Source organism: Pseudodesulfovibrio sediminis (assembly GCF_020886695.1).
GTDB lineage: Bacteria > Desulfobacterota > Desulfovibrionia > Desulfovibrionales > Desulfovibrionaceae > Pseudodesulfovibrio > Pseudodesulfovibrio sediminis.
The window spans coordinates 2,424,210-2,449,683 of the sequence record NZ_AP024485.1 but is presented as its reverse complement, the minus strand read 5'-3'; the positions used below and the strand labels follow the sequence as shown (position 1 = coordinate 2,449,683).

23 protein-coding genes and 1 tRNA gene are annotated in these 25,474 nt (G+C 55.2%); 19 read left to right on the top strand and 5 right to left on the bottom strand.

Annotated features, from left to right (window positions below; translation table 11 throughout):
* Positions 1-137 precede the first annotated feature (137 nt).
* Together SRBAKS_RS11785 and SRBAKS_RS11780 are read left to right on the top strand one after the other, a co-directional pair.
* On the top strand, positions 138-599 hold the full coding sequence (locus SRBAKS_RS11785) for a toll/interleukin-1 receptor domain-containing protein (RefSeq protein ID WP_229591092.1): 462 nt from the start codon (positions 138-140) through the stop codon (positions 597-599).
* 59 nt (positions 600-658) lie between these two features.
* Positions 659-874: a hypothetical protein gene (locus SRBAKS_RS11780; RefSeq protein WP_229591091.1), complete on the top strand. Its 216-nt coding sequence runs from the start codon at positions 659-661 to the stop codon at positions 872-874.
* Positions 875-1,047: 173 nt separating this feature from the next.
* On the opposite strand, the gene SRBAKS_RS11775 is transcribed toward SRBAKS_RS11780, so the two are convergent.
* Together SRBAKS_RS11775 and SRBAKS_RS11770 are read right to left on the bottom strand one after the other, a co-directional pair.
* Positions 1,048-1,123: transfer RNA gene (locus tag SRBAKS_RS11775), tRNA-Phe, on the bottom strand.
* Between the two features lie 291 nt (positions 1,124-1,414).
* Positions 1,415-3,037 (bottom strand): glycosyltransferase family 4 protein, encoded by a 1,623-nt coding sequence (locus SRBAKS_RS11770; protein WP_229591090.1) that lies wholly within the window; start codon positions 3,035-3,037, stop codon positions 1,415-1,417.
* 256 nt (positions 3,038-3,293) lie between these two features.
* On the opposite strand from SRBAKS_RS11770, the gene SRBAKS_RS11765 reads away from it, so the two are divergent.
* From SRBAKS_RS11765 to SRBAKS_RS11750, 4 genes are all read left to right on the top strand, one after another.
* Positions 3,294-4,787 (top strand): sensor domain-containing diguanylate cyclase, encoded by a 1,494-nt coding sequence (locus SRBAKS_RS11765; protein WP_229591089.1) that lies wholly within the window; start codon positions 3,294-3,296, stop codon positions 4,785-4,787.
* A gap of 107 nt (positions 4,788-4,894) precedes the next feature.
* A complete protein-coding gene (locus tag SRBAKS_RS11760) occupies positions 4,895-5,521 on the top strand; it encodes a glycosyltransferase (protein WP_229591088.1) in 627 nt (208 codons plus the stop codon).
* Between the two features lie 106 nt (positions 5,522-5,627).
* Complete coding sequence (locus tag SRBAKS_RS11755) at positions 5,628-6,050, top strand: universal stress protein (RefSeq protein WP_229591087.1); 423 nt, start codon at positions 5,628-5,630, stop codon at positions 6,048-6,050.
* 141 nt (positions 6,051-6,191) lie between these two features.
* Positions 6,192-6,938 (top strand): substrate-binding periplasmic protein, encoded by a 747-nt coding sequence (locus SRBAKS_RS11750; RefSeq protein ID WP_229591086.1) that lies wholly within the window; start codon positions 6,192-6,194, stop codon positions 6,936-6,938.
* A gap of 93 nt (positions 6,939-7,031) precedes the next feature.
* Here SRBAKS_RS11750 and SRBAKS_RS11745 read toward each other — a convergent pair whose 3' ends face one another.
* On the bottom strand, positions 7,032-9,047 hold the full coding sequence (locus SRBAKS_RS11745) for a methyl-accepting chemotaxis protein (protein WP_229591085.1): 2,016 nt from the start codon (positions 9,045-9,047) through the stop codon (positions 7,032-7,034).
* 355 nt (positions 9,048-9,402) lie between these two features.
* Between SRBAKS_RS11745 and SRBAKS_RS11740 the strand changes: the two genes are divergently transcribed.
* The 8 genes from SRBAKS_RS11740 (at position 9,403) to rlmN (ending at position 18,203) form a co-directional block, all read left to right on the top strand.
* Positions 9,403-10,746, top strand: coding sequence for a glutamine synthetase family protein (locus SRBAKS_RS11740; RefSeq protein WP_229591084.1), 1,344 nt, complete (start codon positions 9,403-9,405; stop codon positions 10,744-10,746).
* 398 nt (positions 10,747-11,144) lie between these two features.
* Positions 11,145-11,447 (top strand): hypothetical protein, encoded by a 303-nt coding sequence (locus tag SRBAKS_RS11735; protein ID WP_229591083.1) that lies wholly within the window; start codon positions 11,145-11,147, stop codon positions 11,445-11,447.
* Between the two features lies 1 nt (position 11,448).
* Positions 11,449-13,224: a portal protein gene (locus SRBAKS_RS11730; RefSeq protein ID WP_229591082.1), complete on the top strand. Its 1,776-nt coding sequence runs from the start codon at positions 11,449-11,451 to the stop codon at positions 13,222-13,224.
* 3 nt (positions 13,225-13,227) lie between these two features.
* Positions 13,228-13,455 carry a Bbp19 family protein gene (locus SRBAKS_RS11725; RefSeq protein WP_229591081.1) on the top strand — a complete coding sequence of 76 codons (228 nt, stop codon included), beginning with the start codon at positions 13,228-13,230 and terminating at the stop codon, positions 13,453-13,455.
* A complete protein-coding gene (locus tag SRBAKS_RS11720) occupies positions 13,455-14,291 on the top strand; it encodes a hypothetical protein (RefSeq protein ID WP_229591080.1) in 837 nt (278 codons plus the stop codon). The genes SRBAKS_RS11725 and SRBAKS_RS11720 overlap by 1 nt, the downstream gene beginning before the upstream one ends.
* 290 nt (positions 14,292-14,581) lie before the next feature.
* Positions 14,582-16,069, top strand: a complete 1,488-nt coding sequence (locus tag SRBAKS_RS11715) for an MBOAT family O-acyltransferase (RefSeq protein ID WP_229591079.1) — start codon at positions 14,582-14,584, stop codon at positions 16,067-16,069.
* Positions 16,069-17,121, top strand: a complete 1,053-nt coding sequence (locus SRBAKS_RS11710; protein WP_229591078.1) for a hypothetical protein — start codon at positions 16,069-16,071, stop codon at positions 17,119-17,121. Before SRBAKS_RS11715 ends, SRBAKS_RS11710 begins: the two co-directional genes overlap by 1 nt.
* A gap of 47 nt (positions 17,122-17,168) precedes the next feature.
* Positions 17,169-18,203, top strand: coding sequence for a dual-specificity RNA methyltransferase RlmN (gene rlmN / locus SRBAKS_RS11705; RefSeq protein ID WP_229591077.1), 1,035 nt, complete (start codon positions 17,169-17,171; stop codon positions 18,201-18,203).
* A 14-nt stretch (positions 18,204-18,217) separates the two neighbouring features.
* On the opposite strand, the gene SRBAKS_RS11700 is transcribed toward rlmN, so the two are convergent.
* On the bottom strand, positions 18,218-19,333 hold the full coding sequence (locus SRBAKS_RS11700) for an ABC transporter substrate-binding protein (protein WP_229591076.1): 1,116 nt from the start codon (positions 19,331-19,333) through the stop codon (positions 18,218-18,220).
* Between the two features lie 373 nt (positions 19,334-19,706).
* On the opposite strand from SRBAKS_RS11700, the gene SRBAKS_RS11695 reads away from it, so the two are divergent.
* The 5 genes from SRBAKS_RS11695 (at position 19,707) to SRBAKS_RS11675 (ending at position 23,977) form a co-directional block, all read left to right on the top strand.
* Positions 19,707-19,988 (top strand): hypothetical protein, encoded by a 282-nt coding sequence (locus SRBAKS_RS11695; RefSeq protein WP_229591075.1) that lies wholly within the window; start codon positions 19,707-19,709, stop codon positions 19,986-19,988.
* 8 nt (positions 19,989-19,996) lie between these two features.
* Positions 19,997-20,842: a deoxyribonuclease IV gene (locus tag SRBAKS_RS11690; protein WP_229591074.1), complete on the top strand. Its 846-nt coding sequence runs from the start codon at positions 19,997-19,999 to the stop codon at positions 20,840-20,842.
* Between the two features lie 57 nt (positions 20,843-20,899).
* Positions 20,900-21,568 carry an HAD family hydrolase gene (locus SRBAKS_RS11685; RefSeq protein ID WP_229591073.1) on the top strand — a complete coding sequence of 223 codons (669 nt, stop codon included), beginning with the start codon at positions 20,900-20,902 and terminating at the stop codon, positions 21,566-21,568.
* A 68-nt stretch (positions 21,569-21,636) separates the two neighbouring features.
* Entirely contained in the window at positions 21,637-22,677 is a 1,041-nt protein-coding gene (locus SRBAKS_RS11680; protein ID WP_229591072.1) for an HD-GYP domain-containing protein, read from the top strand.
* A 187-nt stretch (positions 22,678-22,864) separates the two neighbouring features.
* Positions 22,865-23,977: a DUF362 domain-containing protein gene (locus tag SRBAKS_RS11675; RefSeq protein ID WP_229591071.1), complete on the top strand. Its 1,113-nt coding sequence runs from the start codon at positions 22,865-22,867 to the stop codon at positions 23,975-23,977.
* Positions 23,978-24,056: 79 nt separating this feature from the next.
* Here SRBAKS_RS11675 and SRBAKS_RS11670 read toward each other — a convergent pair whose 3' ends face one another.
* Positions 24,057-25,472 carry an MltF family protein gene (locus SRBAKS_RS11670; RefSeq protein WP_229591070.1) on the bottom strand — a complete coding sequence of 472 codons (1,416 nt, stop codon included), beginning with the start codon at positions 25,470-25,472 and terminating at the stop codon, positions 24,057-24,059.
* Positions 25,473-25,474: the final 2 nt, after the last annotated feature.

The window sequence follows — 25,474 nt, the reverse complement described above, 5'->3', positions numbered from 1 at the left end:
TGTTCAGCATAAAAAAACCCTACCTCTGACGTAATAAAACCCCTCTATTTTAGTGGTTTACTTGTCATTGAAGCGGGAGGAAAGGTTCACATTTCTTCGGTATTGCTAATTCCAGATAACAAAATAGAGAGGTTGAAATGAATAAGAACCACACAGTGTCCGTTTTTTTGAGTCATTCCTCAGAGGACAAATCGCTCGTCCGTAAAATTGGTAACGATTTGATGAGGTACGGTGCGAAAGTATGGATAGATGAGGCAGAAATAAAAATCGGTGACTCTTTGATTGATAAGATTTCTGAGGGAATACATGAAGCAGACTACTTAGCTGTCTCTCTTTCTCGTGCATCTGTTAAATCTGAATGGGTAAAGAGAGAACTCAATATTGCACTGAATCGAGAAATATCTGGTCATAGGATAAAAGTAGTCCCTTTGCTGTTGAAACAATGTGATTTACCGCTCTTTTTGATAGATAAAAAGTATATTAACCTTTCTGGGACATATAATTATATCGACGGGATACAGGCTCTCGCAAAAGATTTAAACCTACTAGGTAAAGAAGATGATGATTCATTCATGCGACAACTCGTTTTTACGACTTAGTCAATAAAAACAGTGGATTCGACATTGAGTGCATAGAGCATTTTTCGCATAGCGACTTTATGAAAGCTCTTAGTCGAATCGATTACTTTGGTATTGAAATTTTTGGAGTCGAAGTTTTTTCAACTGACGGCGAATTTCTCGACGTTGAGGTGCAGGAAATGAATAATGGAGAGTGGGTTAAGCCGTTTATTAAAAAGTGGGAAAACCGTCCAGACGCTCTATTCTCTGCTAGTTATGGAGTGCCTGAACGATTGTTAGAACTATTTAGCAATTGAATGGCTGCTTGTGATTTAGTTGCTCTCCTAGAGTATTTCCACTTGCCAGCGACAACGGCAATGAATCGAAATTGGAGATAAAAAAAGGAACCAAGTGGGGACAGAGTGAGGACAAAACACCTAACAACGAAAAAGCCCTCACGAAGTATTCTTCGTAAGGGCTTGATTTCGCGTGGTGCTCGGGGACAGAATTGAACTGCCGACACGGGGATTTTCAGTCCCCTGCTCTACCGACTGAGCTACCCGAGCACGCTGTCGAGAAGTGGGATTTACCGAAATGGGAGATGCTTGGCAAGTTGTTTTTTGCTCATATGGAGAGTTTTTTTATTCTTTCTCATCATGGAAGGAGGCAATTCCCCTGGGTTTGGCGGCATAAACGGCGGACAAAGTGGCCGGATTTGCCGTGTCCGGCGGTGCTTGCCAACGCAGTCGCAGAGGAAGCAGCGATCTGAAGACAGGTTGCCGGCGGACTCCCTGCCCTTGAAACGCAAAAGCCCCTCGTCACTGGTCCCCAGGTGGTGAACCGATTTTGGGCGCGTCTCACTCCACACGTTCCAGGATGTCATGTTTCAATGCCCACAGGACATGGGTTTCCATCTGAGTGGTGGTCATCTGCGGTGCCATGTCGGCAATGCGGGACAATAAAGAGGCCAGCGTAATCGGCTTACGACCAAGGAATACCAGCTTTTTGATGAGTTCCAGGTCAATGATCGAGTGCAGCCCGGCATAGAGGTTGGGGAAATCCCTGCCCCGATAGAACGCTTCGCCGGTGCGACCGGCCTTGAGCACAAGGGCGTCGTTGAGCGTCTGGCTGGTGTAGTGGCCGAACAGTTGCCCGAACGGCGGCGCCACGGGGTGGGGGGTGTCTCGCAGCGTGTGAGGCTTCACGGGTTCAGCCCACAGCCTGTCCCAGAGTGCCACATACTGCCCCATGACCACGGTCCACGAAAAGGTCTGCTCAACGCGCTTTCTGGCGGCCTCGCCCATGGTCCGTCGCAGGGTCGGAGATTCGATGAGCAGCTTCAGGTTCCTGGCCAGTCCGGGCACGTCCACAGCGGTACGCTGAGCCAGCTGGAGATGATACTCGTTGTCGAAAAGTACAGGGGCCATTACATCCACGTCCGGCGTCCGGGCCGGGCCGATAGTCGGGATCAGCAACCCCGTGGTTCCGTGGACCACTATATCGCGGTAGCCATCATAGTCCGATGCCACCACGGGCAAACCGAACGCCCCGGCTTCCACCATGGTGATGCCGAACGTCTCCTGCGGGTTGTCGGCGATGGATACAAACACATCCGCGGACTGGAAGAGCCGGACCTTCTCGGCCTCGCTCGGAGAGACATGCACTTCCAACGTAATGCCCGCGTTGGCGGCCAGGTTGGTCAACGTCTCCAGCACCACACTCTCTTTCGATGCCCAACCCGCCAGAACAAGCTCTACCGACGACGGGTCCATGCCGTCCTGTATCAACCGGTGCAAGGCTCGGATGAGCGGCACCACGTCCATCTTTGAATGATGAGAGATGCGGCCGAACACAAGCAAACGGACTGGCCCGCCCTCTGCGCCCTCCCCCGGCACGAACACTTCCGGGTTCACGGCCAGAGGGATGCGTGTCAGCGCCGGTGAAGGATGGGTGGTGGCGTCCAGGCCGAACCCCTGACGCAGCCAGTTGAAATACTTTGCCACACTCTCCATGCCCGCGCTGGAGGTACAGGCAATGGCGTCACGGGGCGTGGTCCCCGGCCACAGATGACGCAGAAAAGCATTGCCGTACTTGGTGTAGCTCAGCGAGTGGATGACCCCGGTGACCGGGAATATCCGCTCGCTATAGGCATTGCGCAGTCGGGCAATATAAGGCTGGCTGGTGATGCAGTCTGACTGATGAAAACAATAATACGCTTCGGTCGCCAAGGACTGGGGCACATCCCGACGAAACAGAAATTTGACCCGCCCGGCCTGCATCAAATCGGGTGCATGCTTGGTGATATGCCGTTTCAAATCACGCATTTCCCGCTGACCTGAAAGGAAAAAATGATATTCGTCCATGGGGTCGGCTGCAAGCAGCGCATGCAGGAATGTGGTGTTGGCCACTTTGCGTCCCATGATTGGACCGGCTTCAAAAAACGGGTCCAACGTCCCCCAGATGCGCTTTGTTTTCTTCATCCTTAGGTCAGAACCGTTTCTCATGCCTTTTGTCAATGGGTTGGCTAAAAAACGCCAGGCAGTTTTTTCCCTGTCCGTTCTCGGCCAGGCTGAATGCGCATTCTTTTTTTCTCCACAATTTCGAAAGGCTATGATTGTTCACCACGCCTCCAGTCTCTCTCTGTTCTCGTCAAAAACGGATTTGGCCCCGATTTTGCTGAATACCGTGTGCGGAGGCATAATCCGTCAATGATTTGACAAGGGGAGACATGGAACCATGGCGAAACAGATTATGAAGCGGGGACGACGCCCCGAACTCATGTGGGGACTCGGCCTCGACGAGAAGCTCAAGGAGCAGATCGAAGAGGGCGTGGGGCCCGGTTTTCACATCAAGAATTTCCCTGCGGGCTCCCTGCCTCTGGCCAGGGAAATACAGCAGAACGAGAAGCCTTCCGCGGCCTGGATTCCCTTGTCCGTGTGGAGTAACTTTCCTGAAAACCACAAGGCCGAATACCGCAACCAGGATTCCACCCAACGCATTCTGATTCAGGACAAGCAGGATTCCGCCCTGTCCATGGATCAGGTGTTGGCAGAAGGATTCCTCACCGTGGTCCGCACGCCGCTGACCAAGCCCAAGATTCAGGATGTGATGTTCCGGGCCAAGGAAGTCACCAGCATGTACTCCGACATCTATCGGATGACGGAAGAGATCATGCTTGAACGCGAGCTGTTGGCACGCAAGACCGATCAGCTTATGTTCCTGAACAAGATCCTGGCCTCAGCCACAGAGTCTCTTGAGCCTGCCACTATCCTGGCCAATGCCAAGGAAACCCTCAATCTCGTCCTGCCCATCAAGATGCTGCATGCCGCGTTCTGGAAACACCATGAATCCGACGTGGCAGATGTTGAAATATTTCTCAACGGATCAATGTCACCTGAAATCGAATCCGCCTGGGTGGAAAACATCATGGCCTCTGCCGGAGCCATGGGCAGCGGCCCGGTGAACGGATTCCAGATCCTGCACACCGATTCCGTGCGTCGTCCCGAGTATTCGCTCTCGCCCAAGGACGGCAAGCTCGTGACCATGCCGCTCACAGCCGGAAACGAGACCTTTGGTTGTCTCGCCCTGTTGTGCGAATCAGGGTATCGACTGGGCAAAGATCAGGTGGAAACATTCCGGTCCGCCGTGAACCACCTCGGCCTCGCCCTGCGCAACGCCATGACGTTCAAGGAGGTCAAGCTCCGCGCCGACCGCGACGGGCTGACCCGTATTTACAACCGCCACTCCTTTGATGAACGCCTTGTATACGAAATCAAGCGTCGCCGTCGCTACAATCATGACCTCTCCCTGCTCATGGTGGACCTCGACCACTTCAAGTCCGTGAACGACACATACGGCCACATAGCCGGTGACATGGTGCTTCAGAAGGTCGGCGAAATTCTGACAAAGACATTCCGTACCACCGACCTCGCAGCCCGATACGGCGGCGAAGAATTCGTGGTGCTGCTCCCTCACACCTCCGAGGAAGCGGCCTGGAAACTCGCCGAACGTGTTCGAAAAAACATCGCTGACTGCAAGTTCCACTTTGACAATCAGGATTTCTCGGTCACCGCCTCCATCGGCGTGGCCTCGGTCGAAGGCGGCGCACTCTCCGCGGACGATGATCTCATCTTCAAGGCGGACAAGGCGCTCTATCAGGCCAAGAACAACGGCCGGAACATGGTCGTTGTTTCGGGTCAGAAATCCGCCGTGCAGAAAGCCATGCAATAGATCCATGCACTCCCCAATTCCCCTGTCGGCCTGCTGACAGGGGGATTTTTTTTGCCGCCCTCCACACCCCCATTCCCAAATGAACGCCCTTCTGCTAGATGATCCATATGAAAATTGCTGTCATTCACGGGAGCGCGCACTCCCTGCTCGCTGATCAAGGGCTGCTGCTTGAGCGCATGGTTGAACTGGGCCACGAGGTCCACACCCTGGCGCCGCCTGCGGACGAAGAGGTACTGACCGGATTGAAGGAACTCGGTACAGAGTCCGCCACCTACCCATTGACCCGTGGAAAGTTTTCTCCCCTGGCCGATCTGACCTCCATGTCCCAGATCAAACAGATTTTGTACCGCATCAAGCCCGATGTGGTCCTCTCCATTTCGAGCAAACCCATGACCTTCGGCTCCATGGCCGCACGCATGGCCTGGGTGGATCACCAGAAGCGAATATACTCTCTGGTCACCGGGTTGGGATTTCCCTTTACCGAAAAAGCCGGCTGGAAACGGCGCATTATCTACGCCTACACCAAATACATGATGGGCGGCGGCCTCGGCGCCTGCACCGGAATCATCTTTCGCAACAGTGAAGACGAAGCATTCTTCCGCGCATTCGGCGTTATTCGAGACACGGCCAGAACCACGATCATTGAAAATCTGATCCCTGAAAAGGACACCCCGGCCGATCAATCCCGAGACGCCTCCATCAACGATCTGCTGTCCTACATGGAGCTCATTTAGCCCTCTCTCTTCCGGGCCATTGCCATCACTCCTCATATTCATGTATACTCATGTTGAGGTCTCTACCGAAAAAAACATGTGAACAAATAAAATGAGGAGGGGCATCATGAAGATCACCCGCATTCTCCTTCCTGTGGATGGCTCACGCCACTCGGACACTGCCACGGAAATGGCCATGGAACTCGCAGGCGACGCCAACATATCCGTTGTGCTGCTCCATGTCCGCAAGACAGTACCCACCGGCCTCGGAGAACCCAACGCCATTGAACTGCTGGAATACCTGAACAAGGAAGCCGAGAACATAATGGCTCACTATCGCGCCAAGCTCTCGGCAACCAACGCCCAGGTCACAGAGCTGATTGTGGGCGGCAAGGTCGCCGAGGTCATCTGCAACGTGGCTGAAGTGGAAAAATGCGATATCATTGTCATGGGCTCCAGGGGCAAGTCCGATTTCGAAGGACTCATCCTTGGGTCGGCCACACACAAGGTTCTCCATACCACTGATATACCGGTTCTTGTTGTGAAGTAACTCGCAAGATTGAATTGGTTTTTACTTGCTTTTGCTACTAATGAACAGATATAGATACCTTCAAGGATTTATATCATGTATGGAACGATTGCTGCGCTATTTTCAATCCTGATCCTTTGCTCGCTCATGAGCTTTTCAGCCATGGCGCAGAGCACTCTGGTTGTGGTCTCTGATCAATGGATGCCGTACTACGGCGAAAACGGCACCAGGGACGAAGGGTATGCCGTAGACGTCCTCCGGGCCATTTTCGAACCCAAAGGATGGACCGTTGAATACAAAGAGCTGCCCTGGCAGCGCGCTCTGGACGATATGCGCAACGGGCATGCAGACATCACCATAAGCAAGAGCAAGGAAGAAACACCGGACTTCATCTTTTCCACACAGACATTGGGCAAAAACGCCATGTGCTTCTATACCAACCGCCCGGACTGGAAGTTCACCGGCCCTGATTCACTGGATACGGTCAAAACCGGCCTGGTTCAGGGCTATGGCTATCGCGACTGGTTTCTGGAAAAAGTCAGACGCAAACCACACCTTTTTTACTCCCTGCATGGAAACGACGCCTTTCCCCGACTGGTGTCCATGCTCAAAGAAGATCGCATCCAGGCCCTGCCCGGCAATCAGGCCGTGGTGGATTATTACATTCAAACCAACCAACTGCTTGATCAGGTCTTCTTTGCCGGCTGCGTGGATGACCCCGAACAACTCTATTTCGCCATATCCCCGGCCAACCCGCTCCGCTCCAAACTCCTGGTCACGGCCATCGACAAGGGCCTTGCCACCATGCGCGTGTCCGGCCAGTTGAACTATCTGCTTATCAAATACAATCTCAAGCACTGGGTTCCGGTCAAGGCCGACTCGCCCTCTGCCCCGAACCACACGCAATAAGCCGCTCCTACAACGATTCGACCGAACATGCCTCATAAAAAAAGACGCCCTCGATCGAGAGCGTCTTTAAGTTATTCACTGCTGTCGTGTGTATCAGAATCGTTCAAAGCTGCCGTCATCATCCATTTCCATATCTATACCTGAAGGCAGCGCCTGGCTTTGGGTGCCTGAGGACAACGGCTTACTGGACGGCCTGTTGGAGACCACCCGAGTGGAGCTATTCCCATTCTGCCCGACCTTGAAAAAGGTCATGGCCTCGGCCAGATTCTGGGCCTGAGCGGAAAGCTCCTCGGCCGTGGACGCCATTTCCTCGGAAGCGGACGCATTGGTCTGCACTACGACATCAAGTTGATCGACCGATGAGCTGATCCCGGAGACACCCTTGTCCTGCTCAATACTGCTGGAGGCTATCTCCTGAATGAGCTCCGCGGTCTTACCGATATCGGGGACCAATTCCACAAGCATCTGTCCGGCTCTGTCAGCCACTCCCAACGAAGACTCTGACAGCCCGCTGATTTCTTCGGCAGCCTGTCCGCTCCGTTCGGCCAGCTTGCGCACTTCGGCAGCAACCACGGCAAAGCCCTTGCCATGTTCACCGGCACGCGCCGCTTCGATGGCGGCATTCAACGCCAGCAGATTGGTCTGACGGGCAATGTCCTGAATAATGGTGATGCGCTCGGCAATGGCCCGTAACGCGTCCATTGCCTCGGTCACGGCCTCCCCACTCTGCTTGGCCCGCTTGGCGGCCTTGGTGGCGATGACCTCGGTTTGCTTCGCACTTTCCGCATTGGACCGAACCCCGGCACTCATTTCTTCCACCGAGGCGGATATCTGCTCAATGGATGCGGCCTGCTCAACAACGGATTGAGACAGGGACTGGGCCGATGCGGACAGCTCTTCACTGCCCGAGGAAACACTGTCCGTGGAACTGTTGACATCGCTGACAACAATTTTGAGTTTGTCCGCCATCTCCGTAAGGGAGCGGGCAAGCTGCCCGACCTCATCGTTCTGGTTCAGATCAACCGTAGCGGTCAGGTCACCGGAAGACACAATTTCCGCGAAATCCATGCCCTTTCTGAGAGGACCGATGATACCGCGAGCAATGAGCCATGCGAGCAGGATTCCCACAAAGACGGATATGACACTGAAAATCATCATGCCGGTCAAGGTTTCGTCCGCGGCATCAAGCATTTGTTGATCGGTCATGATGTTCTCACTGATGACGTCCATGCTCTCGTTGAGAATGGACTGCACTTCATTGAGGGCGGGCATGGTCACCTGTGAGTAGATGCTCATGGCCTCGTCAAAACCCATTTGGCGGTTGTCATTGAGAATGAGCACGCCATCAATGGCTGCCAACGTTTCTATGGCCAGATCAGCCGTAACATCACGGAACCACTTGCGTGCTTCATCACGATCACCTTTTTGCAGCAGCGTATCAATCTCGGTAGCGGAATCATGGAGGGATGCATGCGGTTCATAGATGGCCTTGATGGCCGCGGCAAATTCAGGGTCTACCTGCATGCGGTGGGAAACTTCGTCGGAATAGAGCCATTTGCCGAGCCCGCACTTATGCGGATCGGTCTGTACGCCGGTCTCATAGACGTTGGGATCAATAAGCGCGTCCTTGATCTTCCCCATCCAATTCAAGTGATCAAGCTTTTTGTCCCGTAAAAAACTGCCCAATTCCACGTCTGCAGGAGCATATTTATCACTGATGTCTATGGCAGATGTATGCAACTTGTTATGATAGGACTCGATCTTTGCAAGCAGGGGTATGATCGCCGGCACCAGTTTTTCCGCCTCTTTTCTGGCGTCACTGTAGTACCATTTACCAAAAGCGCATTTGGTGGGATCTGTCTGGACGTTCAAGGTATGAATATCCGTATTGGTCAACAACTCATTGACCTTTTCCGCCCATTTCAGGTGGTCGACAACTTTTTGGGTAAAGTTCCCGCGCAGCTTGTTTCCGGCAATAACCTCCTCGGCATTACCGACAATACTCTCAATACCAACTGTAGCCCAAATCCCCAACCCCACGAGCAGGATAAGAACTGAGCCAAACCCTATGGCAAATTTCAAACAAAGTTTACAATCTTTCCAGCTCATCAGCCACCCCTCCCTATACATTGACTGCCCAATCAAACAGCTCAAATAGGCATAATCGTAGGATGACACATTCTTATAGAAAGAGTCATAGTGCAATTATAATCTTCACAGTAAAGACCAATAAGAACGCCTCTGAAAAAAGAGTATATGCCTGATTTTATTTGCTAAACAAATCGGACCATGCCAAACACATGTTTTATAATAAAACCAAATTAAGACCCCCATATATTTTTGGTTGTCTCATTCGCCACCGGGCTGATATGGTCCGACATCACTTTATCACTGTTAAAAAACAACCGTGAGAAAAAGCGCGCATGCTTCTTCCACGAGATCAACCACCATAATGGAGGGGTTTATGAACATCCCGGTTTTCAATTGCAAAAACGCAGACGATGTAATGAAGGCGGTCAAGGATTATGATGTCAGTTTCATTCAATACTGGTTTCTGGACATTCTCGGCACGCTGAAGAGCTTTCAGATCACACCCAATGAGCTTGAGGCGTCCTTTGAAGAAGGCATGGGCTTTGACGGTTCCTCCATTCTCGGTTTCTGCCGCATCGATGAATCTGACATGGTGGCCATGCCTGACCCGACAACCTTCCAGATCTGCTCCTGGCGCCCCAGCGACAAACCAGTGGCCCGCATGTTCTGCGACGTGGTCAGCCCGGACGGAACCCCCTTTGAAGCCGACTCCCGCTTTGTCCTGAAGAAGGTCATGGGGCAGGCTGCTGAAAAGGGCTACACATTTTATGTCGGCCCGGAACTCGAATTCTTTCTGTTCGCTGACGATCAGGACACCATCGTTCTGGATTCCGGCGGATACTTCGACGCACCGCCGCTTGATCTGGGCAACAACATCCGCCGCGACATCATCTTCGCCCTGGACGCCATGGGGATTCAGGTGGAGTATTCTCATCACGAAGTGGCGCCTTCCCAGCACGAGATCGACCTGCGCTACCAGGAAGGCATGCGCATGGCCGACACCTCCATGACCTACCGCGTGGTGGTCAAGGAGACCGCCCGCAAACACGGCTGCTATGCCACCTTCATGCCCAAACCGATCTTCGGTGAAAACGGCTCCGGCATGCACGTTCACCAGTCCCTTTTCAAGAACGGCCGCAATGTGTTCTATGATGCCAACGACGAGTACCATCTGTCCGCCGAGGGCAAGTCCTACATCGCCGGTATCCTCAAACACGCGCCGGAATTCGTAGCCGTGACCAACCAGTGGGTCAACTCCTACAAGCGGCTGGTCCCCGGATACGAAGCCCCGGTCTATATCGCCTGGGCGCGCCGCAACCGCTCGGCCCTGGTTCGTGTGCCCATGTACAAGCCCGGCAAGGAAAACGCGACCCGCATGGAGCTCCGTTGTCCCGACCCGGCTGCCAACCCCTATCTCTGCTTTGCCGTGCAATTGGCCGCAGGACTCAAGGGCATGGAAGAAAACTATGTGCTGGCCGATCCGGTTGAAGACGACATCTTCTCCATGAACGAACGCCAGCTCAAGCGGAACAAGATCAAGGCATTGCCCGGCTCTCTGTACGAAGCCACCGTCAACCTGGACAAGTCCACCTTCATGAAGGAGGTCCTCGGCGACCACCTCCATTCAGCCCTTGTGGAAAACAAGCTGGCCGAATGGGACGAGTACAGAACGCAGGTCACCGAATTCGAACTGGATAAGTACCTGCCCGTACTGTAGAGGGGCGAATACTGCGAGACAAAGCGGCATAGCTGCACCACTCTCTCAAGCCTGAGAACACAATACGACCTTGCAAGAACCCTGTCCGAGAACGGATGGGGTTCTTTTTTTGGTTTGCTCGAAGTGTCCGTGAGCATACGCCTTGCAACGCTCCTCAACGACGACCTCCTCTCCGATCTACCTGCCTAAAGATATGTCCCATCCCTTCTCTTCAAAGGCTTCCTACCGGCTCACACAAGCCGTAGAAAACACCCCTCCGAGAGCGTGTTTCCAGCCCCCTGTCAAGCGCAAATCTTATGCCTGTGGACTCCCGTGAGGTACCTATGGGCTCCTTTTCCGAGTTTTCCAAAAAGCCGGGGTATACTTCCTGCCAAACACATTCACAGGAGGTTTCTATTATGGGTGGAGCTGAAGCGTTATTCATTTCCAGCATTGCCGGTTCGATTTTGAGCGTGGCGAAAGCATCAAAAAAGCCCGACACGAGCGCACAGCAACGGGAGGCTGAAAAACAACAAAAACAAAAGGAGGCCAAGGAGCGCAAAAGAGAGCGAGACAAGGTGGTTGAATCCCGGACTATCGAAAGAAAGGAAAGGGAAGAGGAAAAGCTCGGAAACCGGACCACTCTGTCCGGCGGGGCCGCATCGCTGACCGATCCACCGCAAACCAGGGAAACAACCTTGAAAGCCAAGCTGGGGGAATAGCATGGATACAGCAACACTTGCCCGCTCCCTGCTCACCCGATTCAAGGGGCTGGAAGCGGCACGGCAACCCTGGGTCGGCTCCTGGCAGGAACTGACGGAATACATGCTGCCGCGCAAGAATTCCTTCACCTCTGTGAGCGGCTCACCGCCCCTGCGTGGACAGAGCGGCGATGCGCGGATCTTCGACTCCACGCCCACCCACGCGCTGGAGCTGCTGGCCTCCTCATTGGGCGGGCTGCTGACCAACCCGTCACTGCCGTGGTTCGACATCACGGTCAAGGACCGCGATCAGGGGGACGCCGCCGCGGTGCGCACATTCCTGCAACAGGCCAGAGAACGCATGATGGCCCTGTTCAACGCGGAAGACACCGGGTTCCAGACCCATGTCCACGAACTCTATCTGGACATCGCCCTGCTCGGCACGGCTGTCATGTATGTGGAGGCGGACACCGAGACCGTTGTGCGCTTCTCGGCCCGCCCGCTGGGTGAAGTCTATGTCGCAGAATCTCCCCGCGGACAGGTGAACACGGTCTATCGCAAATATGCGATCACCGCCCGACACGCCGTGCAGGAATGGGGTGCGCTGTGCTCGGACGAAACCAAGCGCAAAGCAGAGGACAGGCCAGACGAGCCGGTGGAGATACTCCACGCGGTGTACCCGCGCACGGACCGCGACCCATGTGGTCTGGGGGTGGTCAACTTCCCGTATGCGAGCGTGTACCTGGAAACGGCCTGCGAGCATATCGTGGAAGAATCCGGCTATCTGGAAATGCCGTACATGGTACCGCGCTGGGCCAAGGCCGCAGGCGAGACCTATGGCCGGGGGCCGGGCCAGACCGCGTTGTCTGACACCCGCGTGCTCAATGCCATGGCTCGCACCGCGCTCATGGCCGCGGAGAAGATGTCCGACCCGCCCCTCATGGTGCCGGACGACGGCTTCCTCGGACCGGTTCGATCCGGGCCGGGCGGGCTGTCCTACTACCGGGCCGGGTCCACGGACCGCATCGAAGCCCTGCCCGTGCGCGTGGACCTCAATGCCACCGAAGAGATGATGAATCAGCGTCGGACCTCCATCCGTCGCATCTTCCTGGGAGATCAGCTCTCGCCAGAAGGCCCGGCTGTCACGGCCACGGAAGCGGTTATCCGCCAGGCTGAAAAAATGCGCGTGCTCGGCCCCATACTGGGCCGCATCCAGACAGAGTTCCTCAGTCCGGTCATAAAACGGGTCTTCCGCATCATGCTGCGCAGCGGCGGACTGCCTCCCTTCCCCAAAGGGCTGGCTCCCGAGGATCTGGAAGTCCGGTACACCTCGCCCATCACGCATGCCCAGAAGCAATACGAGGCCCAGAGCCTGTCGCAGACCATGGAATACCTCGCCCCTTTGGTGGGAAGCGGGGACGCCTTTGGCATCATGGACAACTTCGACACTGACCGGGTGGCCCGACATGTGGCCGAACTGTTCAACACCCCATCGGACTATCTGAAGGCCGAAGACGAGGTGAAGACCGTCCGCGAAACCAAAACGCAGACAGCCGGTTCCAAGCAGATCGCATCCACCGTGGCCGATATGGCCGCCATCGCCAAAACCCTGAGCGAGGCATACACCGATCGGCCCAACGTGCTTACGGAACTGTGGCGACTTATCAGCGGCAATCCCGGCACAACGGCAGACGCAGCCCCTGCCGAAGAGGGAATCCAGAAAGAAACCCCGGGCACAGACGTCATCCCGACCGATGTGCCGTCCACACAATCCCGGCCCGTGCCGGAGGCGAGATAACCCATGGCGGTCATACACCCTCTGGAACTGCACCGGGCCTATAAACGGCTGTTCGACTCCATGGATGGACAGACCGTCATGGATGATCTGGAAAAACGAGGCTGCTTCACGCGTTCGACCTTTTCCACGGACAACGGACGCATCCAATTCAACGAAGGCCGCAGGTCCATGGTCCTGCACATGAAACACATGCTCGACGAACAGAACTTCATCGTTAAGGAGAATGATTGATGACCCGAAAGACCACTGAACACTGGCAGAAAAACCTGCCCGAGGAATGGACTGTCAAACAGACGGATGACCACGGCAACGAGATTGAAATCCCCTTGCGCGACCACCCCGCCCTGCAAAAATACGCCACCAAGGACGAGGCCGTGAAGGCTCTGGTCCACGCCCAGCGCATGCTCGGCAAAAACCCGGACGGCTACGTACGCCTGCCCTCCGATGAAGACGCACCTGAAGAGGTCGCGGCCTTTTATGCAGCTCTTGGACGTCCTGAAGACAGCAACGGCTACCAGTTGCCGCACGTGGAACTGCCTGACGGCTTCGAAATCCGTGAGGATCTGGTCTCGGAACTCAGGGAAAAGGCCCATGAGCTGGGGCTGACCCCCGCGCAGGTGGGTGGCCTCTACCAGTGGTTCCTGTCCCGGGTACTGGATGCCCATCACCTGCTTGAGGCAGACGCCGCCAGCCTGCGCGACACCGAACTGGAGTCCCTGCGCTCGGTCCACCGCGGCGACACCCCGTCCATGCTCGACAAGGCCATGCGTGCGGCACAGGCCATCGGCGGCGACGAACTGCTGGCCGCCCTGGACACGACCCGGGCCGGTGATCACGCTACGGTCATCAACGCCTTTGCCAAAATCGCTCCCCTTGTGCTTGAAAGCGGCATGCGCAGCGGAGCTGCCGGCTGGGGCGAAGATATGACTATCGAACAACTGCGCGAAATGATGCGGGACCCCCGCTATCACGACCCCTCCAGACGCGATGCCGCCTTTGTGAAAAAGGTCGATCAAGGCTTTGAACTCCTCTATCCCGGCGAGTACGTTTCAGGCAACCGCATCTAGTGCAACAAGGCGCACAAGCCGCCTGCACAACGGGCCGGAAAGACACCCTTTCCGGCCCAAAAAAGTGAATGATCCTGCACCCAAATTTACTCTGCTCTCTCTGAGGAGTCTGTCGCTTGCAACCCCATATCCAGCCATATTCCTCACTCATAAGCAATGCCGCAAACCGACCACACACACCATTTATGCAACGGGGATGTGCACACCACTCTTGACACGGCTTGCGCATTCCGTGCAAAAGGCGGGGCAGGGACCCATTCTACATAATCAACCATATACGCGGCGCGACCATGCTTTTTAATTCACCGGAGTTTCTCTTTCTCTTTTTGCCTGCCGCGTGCCTGCTCTTCTACTGCGCCCGACGTCTTTCTCCTGCCACCCAACTGGTCACCATCATCGGGCTGTCCCTGTTCTTCTACGGATACTGGCGCATAGAATATCTGCCGGTCCTCATATTCAGCCTCACGTCCAATTGCGTGATCGCCCACATGATCAACCGATCACGCACCGAGGCCACGCGCAAGGCCTGGTTTATCCTAGGCGTGACAGTGGCTCTCTCGTTCCTCGGATTCTATAAATACACGCACTTCATCATGGAGAACCTCAGCCTTGTTTTCGGGTTCGACTACACGGGCACTCCCGGTGAAATTCCCATCGGCATCTCGTTTTATACCTTCACGGCAATCGCCTTCCTGTCCGACATCCATACCAGACGCATCACCGAGTACACGGTGACCGAGTACGGGGCGACCATCACCTACTTCCCCCACCTGGTGGCAGGTCCCATCCTCTTCCACCATGACACCATGCCGCAGCTCCGCGACCCGGACGGTATTCGCCTGGACTGGAACAAGATCATGCTATTCCTCTTTTTCTTTTCATTGGGATTGCTCAAGAAAACCGGCCTCGCCGACAATGTCGCCAAAATTGCCGATCCCATTTTCGCGCAGGTTGCCAACGGCGGCATCCCCGACCCCGGCCAGGCATGGCGAGCGGCACTGGGCTACTCATTCCAGCTCTATTACGACTTTTCCGGATACTCCGATATGGCCATCGGCCTCGGCTGCCTGTTCGGTATCCGTGTACCTGTGAACTTTTACTCTCCGTATAAATCACGCAATATCACCGAATTCTGGCAGCGGTGGCATGTCTCGCTGGGCTATTTCCTGCGCACCTATCTGTACATTCCTCTGGGTGGGAATCGAAAGGGAAGGACACGAACGCTGATCAATCTGTTCATCGTCTTTTTCCTGTGCGGCATCTGGCACGGTGCGGGCTGGACCTTTGTGGCCTGGGGCGCCATGCACGGGGCTGCCATGATCGTTCACCGGCTGTTCGCGTCCACGGTCTCCCTTCCCAAAAACCGGGCCACGACCATGGCCGCAACCCTGTTCACGTTCCTGTTCGTGGTCTTTGCCTGGGTGCTTTTCCGGGCCGACTCATTTCATACGGCCTCCGTGATCATGCAGTCCATGGTCGGCCTGAGCGCGGATCGGCTGCACAATCTGCCCAATAACAATGTTGAAATATACCTCGGCCTGCTGATGCTGGTGACCTGGCTCATGCCCAACACCATACAGATCATGCAGCGTTTCTCCCCGGCTATCCTACACGGCCGAGCGGTCGAGTGGCCCTTTGTACACTGCATCCCGACCAGCCTGAAAGAGGGCACCCTGTTCGGCTACGCAACCGGCGCCTTTACCGCGGCAGCACTGGTCACCGGCGCGATCTTCATGTTTGTAAACGGACAGGTCCGCTACCTGTATTTCGACTTCTAATGGCAAAGCGCTTCATAATCACGTTCATCCTTGTCGTCTTCGTGTACGGCGGGTTCGCCGGGCTCAATATCGGCCTGGTCATGCTCGCAGGCGAAACCCGTGCCTACACGGATATCGCCCGAGAACAGCAGGATGACCCCGGCACGATCTACGGTCCCCTTTTCAACAACGATCACGCCTCATACAAATACGCGCTGCTGAAAGAGCGACCAGCTGATGTCATCGTGGTCGGCTCCTCCCGCGCCCTTCAGTACAGACAGGCCTTTTTTTCAAAGCCCATGGTCAACTGCGGACGCATCGTGGCCAGTGTCAGAAACACGCTGAATTTCTTCGATCAATTGAGCAAGGACCCCAAGCCCCGCACAGTGATCGTGCTGGCTGATTTCTGGTGGTTCCGCAAACCACTCAGAAAAGTCACGGGGGGACATGTGTTCACCCACTCCACCGGCACCGAACGCAGCCTGAATATGTTTTACAAACCGTTCTGGTACATGCTCAACGGGAAGATCAACCTGCGCACAGTGATGTCAGACAAGGAGAACCGTATCGGCTTCCGCGCAAGGCAGAACGACATCGGATTTTTCCCGGACGGCTCATATCACGACAAGGAAAAGTCCATCTCCTATGAAGCAATGCTTGCTGACATGAAGGCCAGAATCGGCAAGCAGGGGTTGAGCTACTCAACGACACTGAGACAAAAAGCCGTGGACGCCTTTATTCACGGCGTGGACTCCCTTCAGGCTGCCGGACACACTGTCATTGTGATCTTCCCTCCGCTCTCACCCGCGATGCATGATATCCTGAGCGCCAATCCAAAATTCGGATACATCGCAAAAACAACAGAATATGCCAAACAATTCGGGGCCATCGACTACCATGATCCCGCACGCCTCGGCTTGGATACAGCCGATTTCGAAGACGCCTTGCACACCTCGTCCAGAGCCGACGCCATACTGCTGCGCGATCTGGCTCGAAGCAACACGGCTATCCGCAACGTGATCAATCACGATTTCATCGAAGCCTTCATCGCCTCGGGCAAGCCCACTCCCTGAGCTTCCCGCCTTGACACGCGGCCCCATGCCGGACACAAGGGACACGCATGCACAATCTCATCGAACTGACCAAGAATGATCTGGAAGCCTTTGTTGCCGAAGATCTGAAAGAGCCCCGTTTCCGGACGGAGCAGATATGGCAATGGCTGTGGCAAAAACGCGTCCGCGATATCGAATCCATGACCAACCTGTCCAAGCCACTGCGCGAAAAGGTGGCCGCAAAGGCGAACATCATCTGGCCTGAAATCGCCCAGGTGGCCACGAGCAAGGACGGGACCATCAAGTTTCTGCTCCGGCTCACGGACGGCAAGCTCATCGAGACCGTTCTCATTCCCATGAACGACCGATACTCGCAGTGCCTGTCAACGCAGGTTGGCTGCGCCATGGCCTGCACGTTCTGCAACACCGGCAAACTCGGTTTTGAACGCAACCTGACCTATGGCGAGATCATGGGGCAGATCCTGGTGGGACGGCAATATCTGGAAGATCAGGGTATGAATCCACTCAAGAACCTCGTCTTCATGGGCATGGGCGAGCCACTGCTCAACCTTAATACGCTCATCAAGGTGCTCACCGACCTGCCGTGTGAACGCGGTCTCTCGCTTTCATGGCGACGGTCCATGGTCTCCACGGTCGGTTTCCCCGACAAGCTCAAGATCCTGGGGGACCTGGAAATCGCGCTGCCCGCCATCTCCCTGCACGCCCCCACGCAGGAGTTGCGCGCCAAAATCATGCCCAAGGCCGCCAAGGTCCATCTCGACGATCTCATGGCCGCCATCAAGGTGTACCCCATGCGACAGCGTGAACGAATCACGTTCGAATACCTGCTCTTGAAGGATGTGAACGATTCTCTGGAACATGCGGATCAACTGGCCCGGCTCATCGACCGCAAAAAGGGCAAAATCAACCTCATCGCCTATAACGCCACCGAGGGCATGCCATACGGCGCTCCGGATCGGGACAGGGTCGAGGCATTCGAAAAGAGGCTCTGGGACCACGGCCTGACCGCGTTCATCAGACGCTCCATGGGATCGGATATCAAAGCGGCCTGCGGTCAACTCAAGGCAGAAACCATCGGCTGATCCCTGCCCGTTCCCTATCGCGCTTGCAGCTGCTCCAAAATGGCGTTCAGGCTGAAATCATACTCTGTGATCTCTGGATTGAGATGTTTGGAAAACTTTCTGAAGTCAATGAGTTCCCAGTTCCCGTTCAGTATATACCGACGGAACGGAGCAACATTGTCTGCCGTTATGAAAGAAAAATGGGACTGGCTCAAACGGGGCACACTTACGCCGTGGAGAGCATCATGGAGCATGACCAGCGCCCACGCTCCATCCAAGAAGTGCCCGCCCACTGAAACAGTATAATCACCATTTTCGATCATACCCGCAGCAAGGCTGGCCCAATCAACACCGCCGATCACAACATCCTTGCCGGGTATCATGCCCATTTCACGAACGCCTTCGACTATGCCCATGGCCATATAGTCGCTCTCTGTCCAGACCACGGTCACTTCGGGAAATTCAGCCAGATGCTCCTTGACGACACGCCTGGAAATATCCCGCTCCCAGTCGGCATACCGAATCAGGTGCAGCCGCACATTGGGATATTCACGCAGCGCCTGCCTGAGGCCCTGTAGACGCAAAGAGGAAACTGTGGCCCCTTCAAAGCCCGAGATCGCAAGGACCTGCACCCCCCCATGGCTATCGACCAGTTTGTTTTGGAGCGCTTTTTCAATGAGCGTCCTGGCCAGTATATATCCTGACTGGACATCGTCAGGGAGGAATTCAAAAAGCCATTGCGTATACTTTTCTCCAGGTTGACCGACGGCCTTCTGCTCGGCACCGATAAACCCCTGATTGATTATCATGACCTTGATTCCGGCTGCCTCCGCCTTATCAAGCATGAGCTTGCCTGAATCACAGGAATTCGAACCGATAACGAACTCCGGCAACCGCTTCCGGTTGAAGATCATTTTCACGTTTTCATGGTTGATTCTGGTATGGCGATCGCCATAGTAGATAAAAAGCTCAAAACCCAGATCATCAGCCGCAGCCTGCATGAAGTCACACATCAACGCGAAAAAGGCATCATCCCGGGTGCCGGGACAGGCGAAGACGACCAGAGGTTTTTCTTTTGCAGCAACGGGTTGCCCTGTTAAGGTCAAAACACACAGACACCCGATCAATATGAGGCGCAGGTTCTTTACCATGGTTTCCGACTTGTGATCATAGGTTTTGCCCGATATCCTAACACGTTCGGCCTCAAACCGAAACCTGATCCATATACCATGTATTATTCCTTTCAGGGCAAATACAGCCGTCAGCTGACTATCCGAAATCATGACCTTTATTCCTCCTTTGCCCAGCCCGCTCTGCAATCGAAAAACAGATCGCATACTCCCTTTTCACCCCTGTCCCGGGCACCAAGCCGATCAACCCATCATACTCTCCCCGGGTCTTCACAACACGTACAATACCGCTGAAACCCTTGTAATCCGGGGGTTGCCAACACCCTACATCATATGTATGGGTAATCCCCTGCTGCCATAATCCGGCAGACATCATATATATCAGGAGTGCATAATGGCATCCAACGTAGACGAAATTACCATCAATTATTCGGAAGACAACCAGCTCATTGTCAAGGAGCTGGACAAGGTTATCCTGTCCAAGGGCGCATGGACCACCATTGTTTTCCGTTATCAGGAACTCAACCGCGCCAAGGGTGAATACGGCCCTGAAAAATTCACCATCCGCCGCTACCAGAAAGTGGACGGCACCTACCGCCCCAAGTCCAAGTTCAACATCTCTTCCCAGGCCCAGGCCCAGAAGATTGTTGACGCCCTCAGCGGCTGGATTTCCTAGAAGCCGCAATGTTTCTCGGAGCACACATGTCGATTGCCGGGGGCCTGCACATGGCCTTCGTGCACATCGGCAAAGTCAAGGGCACCGCGCTCCAGCTTTTCACCCGCAATCAGCGCCAGTGGAAGGTTCCACCGCTCACCGACTACGATATCGCGTTGTTCGGTGAAGCGTGGCGTCAATGGGGCGCATATCCCATAGCGGCCCACGACTCCTATCTCATCAATCTCGCTAGCGACAAAGACGAGCAATCCCGGCGTTCCATCATGGGCTTTGCCGAGGAACTGCGCCGAATCAGCGCGCTCAAGATTCCGTATCTGGTCACGCACCCCGGCTCCCACCTGGGCCAGGGAGTCGATGCGGGCATCGAACGGTACGCCGCCAACCTGGACAAGGCCATCGAGGACTCGGGCACCACACACGAGCTCGTGCTCCTGGAAACCACTGCCGGACAGGGCACCAACCTCGGTTCCACCTTCGAAGAGCTGGCAGCCATCATCGCCCTGTCCAGGCATCAGGACCGCCTCGGTGTCTGCTACGACACGTGTCACACCTTTGCCGCAGGGTACGACATACGCACCCCCGAGGCCTATGCGGCCACGTTTGATGCCTTTGACGCCACAATCGGCCTGGAACGACTCAAGTTCTTCCACCTGAACGACACCAAACATGCGCTGAACTCCCACAAGGACCGCCATGAACACATCGGGCAGGGCGGCATCGGTCTGGACGGGTTCAGAAATCTCATGCAGGACCCGCGCTTTGCGGATATCCCCAAGACTTTGGAAACACCAAAGGAAAAGGACTTGAAGGACGACATGCGCAATCTCAAGATATTGCGAGACCTGGCACAGTAACGTTCCCCCCAGCGACACAAGAACCACCCTCTTTTCCCCTTCAGCCGGAGGCACACCATGACCAGACTCGACGCAGTCATATTCGATTTTGATGGCACGCTGGCCGACGTCCCGCTTGATTTTGAGCTGATGAAGGTCAAGATCGCGGCCCTTGGCGAAGTCTTTCTGCCACAACGCCCCGAGCCCAACACCACACCTGCTCTTGAGTGGCTTGAAGAGCTGGTGGCCGAGGCCAAAAAGATCGACATGGACGAGGGTATGGAGTTCCACTCTCGCGGCAGACTGGTCATCACGGCCATGGAACTGGACGCGGCCCGTGAAGGCACCCTCTTCGAATTCACCCGCCCGGCCCTGCAAAAACTGCTGGCCTGTGGCGTGGCCCCCGGAGTCATCACCCGCAACATCTCCCCGGCCGTCAAAATGGTCTTTCCCGACATCGAGGCATGCACCCGCGTGTTCATTCCCCGTGAAGACGCCCCTCTGCTCAAACCGAACCCGGCCCATCTTTTCCAGGCGCTCGAAGTTATCGGAGCCGCCCCTGAACGCTCTCTCATGGTGGGTGATCATCCCATGGACATCGAGACGGCAAAACGGGCCGGGAGCCTGTCCGCGGCAGTAACCAGCGGCAGGGTGAAGGCAGAAGGATTCGCCCACCTCTCCCCCGACTTCATCGCGGCCGATGTCGGCGAACTCATGGCGCAACTGGAGTCAGCCGGTTTGATATAAAGGGGTTGTTATAGTCTTCGTGAAAGCGTATTGGCTTTAGAAAGCTTAATATTGTGGAATGTACGAATATGACTGTTCCCGATAATTTCATGTCTGCCGAAGAGGCACGCAAAGCCATGGAGAAAGATCCGAACCTGACGCTGGTTGATCAGGCTCAGGACCCATCCATTTCGCATGGTCCCCCCATGTCTTCCATAAAAGACGAACTGGTCCGGGCTGACCGCATGTATGGAGAAGCGCTGGGATATGCGCATGAGTTCATGGATGCCGTCAGACAGGGACAGCCCTTTCACTTCAAGGACGCCACCCCTCTGGTCAGCGGATTCATCGACTCGGTTTTCCGCAACGAATCGGCTGCCGCAGCCATAAGCAAGCTCAAATCTTTTGACCATTACACCTACACCCACTGCATCAATGTTTCCATCCTGGCCGTGATTCTGGGCAAAAAGCTCGGCTACTCCCGCAAGAAACTCCAAGAGATTGGCATGGCAGGCATGTTTCACGATGTGGGCAAGGCCGTGATTCCAGACACCATTCTCAACAAGCCCGGCAAGTTGAATAAAAAAGAGATGAATGTCATGCGCACCCACCCCCTGCGCGGATTCGAGATTCTCAAGGCCCAGCAGGAGATTCCTGATGCAGTTCTCCGTGCCGCCCTGGAACATCACGAGAGGCATGACGGTTCCGGGTATCCGCGGGGACTCAAAGGCGATGAGATCAGTGACATCTCCCGCCTGCTTGCCGTCGTGGATGTCTATGACGCCCTGACCAGTAAGCGGGTGTACAAGGACCCGCTGCCGCCGAGCAAGGTGCTGGGTATGATGTATAAATGGCGAGTGACCGAATTTTCCCCCAACATTGTGGAAGAATTCATAAAAAGTCTTGGCGTCTACCCGGTCGGCAGCTTTGTGCAGTTATCAAACGGAAATCACGGCGTGGTGGTTGATAATGACACCACCGATCCGCTGCGGCCCACGGTCAAGGTGGTGTATGACGCAGCCATGCGGCAGTTGCCGGTGCAGGAAATCTGCCTGGCCGCAAGCGACCTGACCATTACCGAAGTGGTGAACCCCGATGATCACAAGATCAAGGTATATCGATTGATCTAGCGTCTCGTTCCCGTAGAAATCCGTCCCCTCTCTTCTTCAGCCCGGGCGCTTCTTTCCTCCTCCCCTGCCGCTACACGTCTCCCTTTCCGCCCATGACCTGTTGCGATATATACGCTTCTTTTTCACTTCAAGCCCCCATCCATAGATGCTATAAATGGCTCCTCAAACAGCAAACAAGGATATCACAATGGCATCAAAAGTATTTTTCTGGAATCTGCGTGCTTCGGCCAAAGCCCCACTGCATGCGCGCATGCGCAGCCTGCTCAAGGCAGCAAAGGTTGAACGATACATCAACGAGGGCGACCTCGCGGCCATCAAGCTCCACTTCGGCGAACAGGGAACCACTGGGTTTCTCCGCCCGCTGTGGATCAAGCCCATCCTTGATTTCATCAGTGAGGCCGGGGGAAAACCGTTTCTGACAGACGCCTCCACGCTCTATGTCGGACAACGCGGCGAAGCTGTTTCGCACGCATTGTGTGCGGCACGCCACGGCTGGGACCCACTTATTCTCAATGCCCCGGTCATCATCGCGGATGGCCTCCGGGGCGAATTTGAAGAGACCGTGCCCGTGAAAGGCCGCCATCTCGACGAAGTCTATATTGCCGGTGCCATTGCCGAGGCAGACTTTTTTGTCTCTCTCAACCACTTCAAAGGCCATGAGCTGGCCGGATATGGCGGTGCGCTCAAGAACATCGGCATGGGGTCTGCTTCCAAGAAAGGCAAAATGCAGCAGCATTTCTCCACCGGCCCCATCACCAACCCAGAGGCGTGTACAGCCTGTGAAGCTTGTCTCCGTTCCTGCAAGGTCGGCGCACTGTACATTGATGAAGAGAGTGAAAAAATCGCGCTCAACGCCGAGAAATGTGTGGGCTGCGGAGGCTGCTTCGTGGCCTGCCGTCACGGCGGTCTCGAGGTGGACTGGAAAGTCGGTATCCAGGATTTTCTGGAACGGATGATGGAATACGCCAAAGGAGTGCTGCAAACCAAGCGCACCCCGTGCCTGCATGTCAACTTCGTGGTCGACGTGGGGCCGGACTGCGACTGTGTCGGCTTCACGGATGCGCCCATCTGCCCGGATATCGGCGTGCTTCTGAGCTTCGATCCCGTGGCCGTGGATCAGGCCTCCATGGATCTGGTCAGTGATGCCCAGCCGCTCTACCCGAGCCAGTTGCCTTTTGGCGTCACCCCCGGGCAGAACAAATTCACGGCCATCCACCAGCATGTGCCAGCCGACTTCGGCTTGAGCTATGCCGAGGAACTGGGAATCGGTTCACGGGAATACGAATTGATCAATCTGTAGTATACGGTGGCGATTTACGCCTAAAAAAAGGGCGGGAGCTTACAAACAGCTCCCGCCCTTTTTCGTGGATATGAAGAGGCTATTCCATGGCCTCTATGCGCTTGGTCAGCACTTCGGCCGTGCCTTTGTAGGTCGCATAATACATCTGGACGTGCGCCACATAGGTGGGCGTCTCGGAACCGATGACATTTTGTGCGGCCCACTCCACGTTGCCAAACCATCGGTTGGGGTTCAGCCCCATTTCCTTTGCCTTGGTACGCAGCCCGGCAATGCGCGCGGGACCGGCATTATAGGCCGCCAGGGCAAAATCGACCCTGGCATCCGCATCCACGTCCTGAAAATAACGATCCCGCAAGAACCGCAGGTATTTGACCCCGGCGTGGATGTTGTTCTCAAGTATGTAGACATCCTTGACATTCACATTTGGATCCGCAGCCGTGGAAGGCTTGATCTGCATGACCCCCACAGCACCGGCCCGGCTCTTCCGATTCTGGTCAAAATGGGATTCCTGATATGCCTGTGCCGCAATCTTGAGCCAATCGAAATCATACTTCTTGGCGTATTTTTGAAAAAGATCCGCCATGCTTTGGAGCTTGCTGTTCTCCAATGGATTCAAGGGATTCTTAACCCAATCCGTGTTCACATAATACCGCTTGAAGAACAGATTGCCGAGTTTGCTGCCCTCTTTGACCGTGCCCCTGAAGTCGTTCAGCACGCGCAGCAGCTCGATGTTTCCAGGACGCACGGCCCAGGCCAACGTACCGCCCGTGTGAATGGACGCGGCAAAATATGGGGTCAGGTCCGTGTAGACTTGCTGCCATATTTCAACCAGCTGATTATCGGCCACAACGTATGAAACAAGACCGCTGCCGACCATCTCAAGCAGATCTTCGGTGACCAGGTTGGGGTCGGCTGCCACCACGTCCACGGGCTTCAAGCCCTGTGCTTCAAACTGCGTGTTGAGCCTCTTCAAATGCTCTTCATAACTGGACCCGGCCATGACGTGAATCCGCTTGCCTGCAAGATCGGCAAGATCTTTGATCGGGGGAGACGCCTTGCCTCCCACCACAACTTCCATGATCTCCTTGCGATACGGTCGTGAAAACGCAACCTTTCTGCGCCGTTTTTCAGTAACCGTCATCCCGGCCGCCACAATGTCCCCACGCCCATCCAGCAGGGCGGGGAGCAGATCGTCAAAAGGAACCGGCACAAAGGCCAGACGGATCATCCGCTTGGGGTATTTCTTTTTGAGGAACTTTTCGAAATCCCGCATGGAATCCACTTCCATGCCCCGAGCCTCGCCCTTGAACATGAAGAAATTGGTCCGATTGTAGGAAACAAGCACCCTGAGCGGGCGATGGGCATCCAGCATCTCCGGCAGGTCTCCCTTGAAAGCCTTCGTGATGCGTTCATGAGCATTGGGAGCAGCATGAAGAGAGGATATCATGAGCATGACAACGCTCACAGCCATAAAGAAAACAGAGACTCTGCGCACGG

What these genes read in the sequence shown, in the direction of transcription:
- SRBAKS_RS11735 (WP_229591083.1), top strand. Translation starts at nt 11,145, where the DNA reads ATGGGTGGAGCTGAAGCGTTATTCATTTCCAGCATTGCCGGTTCGATT.
- SRBAKS_RS11675 (WP_229591071.1), top strand. Translation starts at nt 22,865, where the DNA reads ATGGCATCAAAAGTATTTTTCTGGAATCTGCGTGCTTCGGCCAAAGCC.
- SRBAKS_RS11740 (WP_229591084.1), top strand. Translation starts at nt 9,403, where the DNA reads ATGAACATCCCGGTTTTCAATTGCAAAAACGCAGACGATGTAATGAAG.
- SRBAKS_RS11750 (WP_229591086.1), top strand. Translation starts at nt 6,192, where the DNA reads ATGGCGCAGAGCACTCTGGTTGTGGTCTCTGATCAATGGATGCCGTAC.
- SRBAKS_RS11680 (WP_229591072.1), top strand. Translation starts at nt 21,637, where the DNA reads ATGACTGTTCCCGATAATTTCATGTCTGCCGAAGAGGCACGCAAAGCC.
- SRBAKS_RS11765 (WP_229591089.1), top strand. Translation starts at nt 3,294, where the DNA reads ATGGCGAAACAGATTATGAAGCGGGGACGACGCCCCGAACTCATGTGG.
- SRBAKS_RS11695 (WP_229591075.1), top strand. Translation starts at nt 19,707, where the DNA reads ATGGCATCCAACGTAGACGAAATTACCATCAATTATTCGGAAGACAAC.
- SRBAKS_RS11710 (WP_229591078.1), top strand. Translation starts at nt 16,069, where the DNA reads ATGGCAAAGCGCTTCATAATCACGTTCATCCTTGTCGTCTTCGTGTAC.
- SRBAKS_RS11770 (WP_229591090.1), bottom strand. Translation starts at nt 3,037, where the DNA reads ATGAAGAAAACAAAGCGCATCTGGGGGACGTTGGACCCGTTTTTTGAA.
- SRBAKS_RS11700 (WP_229591076.1), bottom strand. Translation starts at nt 19,333, where the DNA reads ATGGTAAAGAACCTGCGCCTCATATTGATCGGGTGTCTGTGTGTTTTG.
- SRBAKS_RS11725 (WP_229591081.1), top strand. Translation starts at nt 13,228, where the DNA reads ATGGCGGTCATACACCCTCTGGAACTGCACCGGGCCTATAAACGGCTG.
- SRBAKS_RS11690 (WP_229591074.1), top strand. Translation starts at nt 19,997, where the DNA reads ATGTTTCTCGGAGCACACATGTCGATTGCCGGGGGCCTGCACATGGCC.
- SRBAKS_RS11745 (WP_229591085.1), bottom strand. Translation starts at nt 9,047, where the DNA reads ATGAGCTGGAAAGATTGTAAACTTTGTTTGAAATTTGCCATAGGGTTT.
- SRBAKS_RS11720 (WP_229591080.1), top strand. Translation starts at nt 13,455, where the DNA reads ATGACCCGAAAGACCACTGAACACTGGCAGAAAAACCTGCCCGAGGAA.
- SRBAKS_RS11715 (WP_229591079.1), top strand. Translation starts at nt 14,582, where the DNA reads ATGCTTTTTAATTCACCGGAGTTTCTCTTTCTCTTTTTGCCTGCCGCG.
- SRBAKS_RS11730 (WP_229591082.1), top strand. Translation starts at nt 11,449, where the DNA reads ATGGATACAGCAACACTTGCCCGCTCCCTGCTCACCCGATTCAAGGGG.
- SRBAKS_RS11685 (WP_229591073.1), top strand. Translation starts at nt 20,900, where the DNA reads ATGACCAGACTCGACGCAGTCATATTCGATTTTGATGGCACGCTGGCC.
- SRBAKS_RS11760 (WP_229591088.1), top strand. Translation starts at nt 4,895, where the DNA reads ATGAAAATTGCTGTCATTCACGGGAGCGCGCACTCCCTGCTCGCTGAT.
- SRBAKS_RS11785 (WP_229591092.1), top strand. Translation starts at nt 138, where the DNA reads ATGAATAAGAACCACACAGTGTCCGTTTTTTTGAGTCATTCCTCAGAG.
- SRBAKS_RS11780 (WP_229591091.1), top strand. Translation starts at nt 659, where the DNA reads ATGAAAGCTCTTAGTCGAATCGATTACTTTGGTATTGAAATTTTTGGA.
- rlmN (WP_229591077.1), top strand. Translation starts at nt 17,169, where the DNA reads ATGCACAATCTCATCGAACTGACCAAGAATGATCTGGAAGCCTTTGTT.
- SRBAKS_RS11755 (WP_229591087.1), top strand. Translation starts at nt 5,628, where the DNA reads ATGAAGATCACCCGCATTCTCCTTCCTGTGGATGGCTCACGCCACTCG.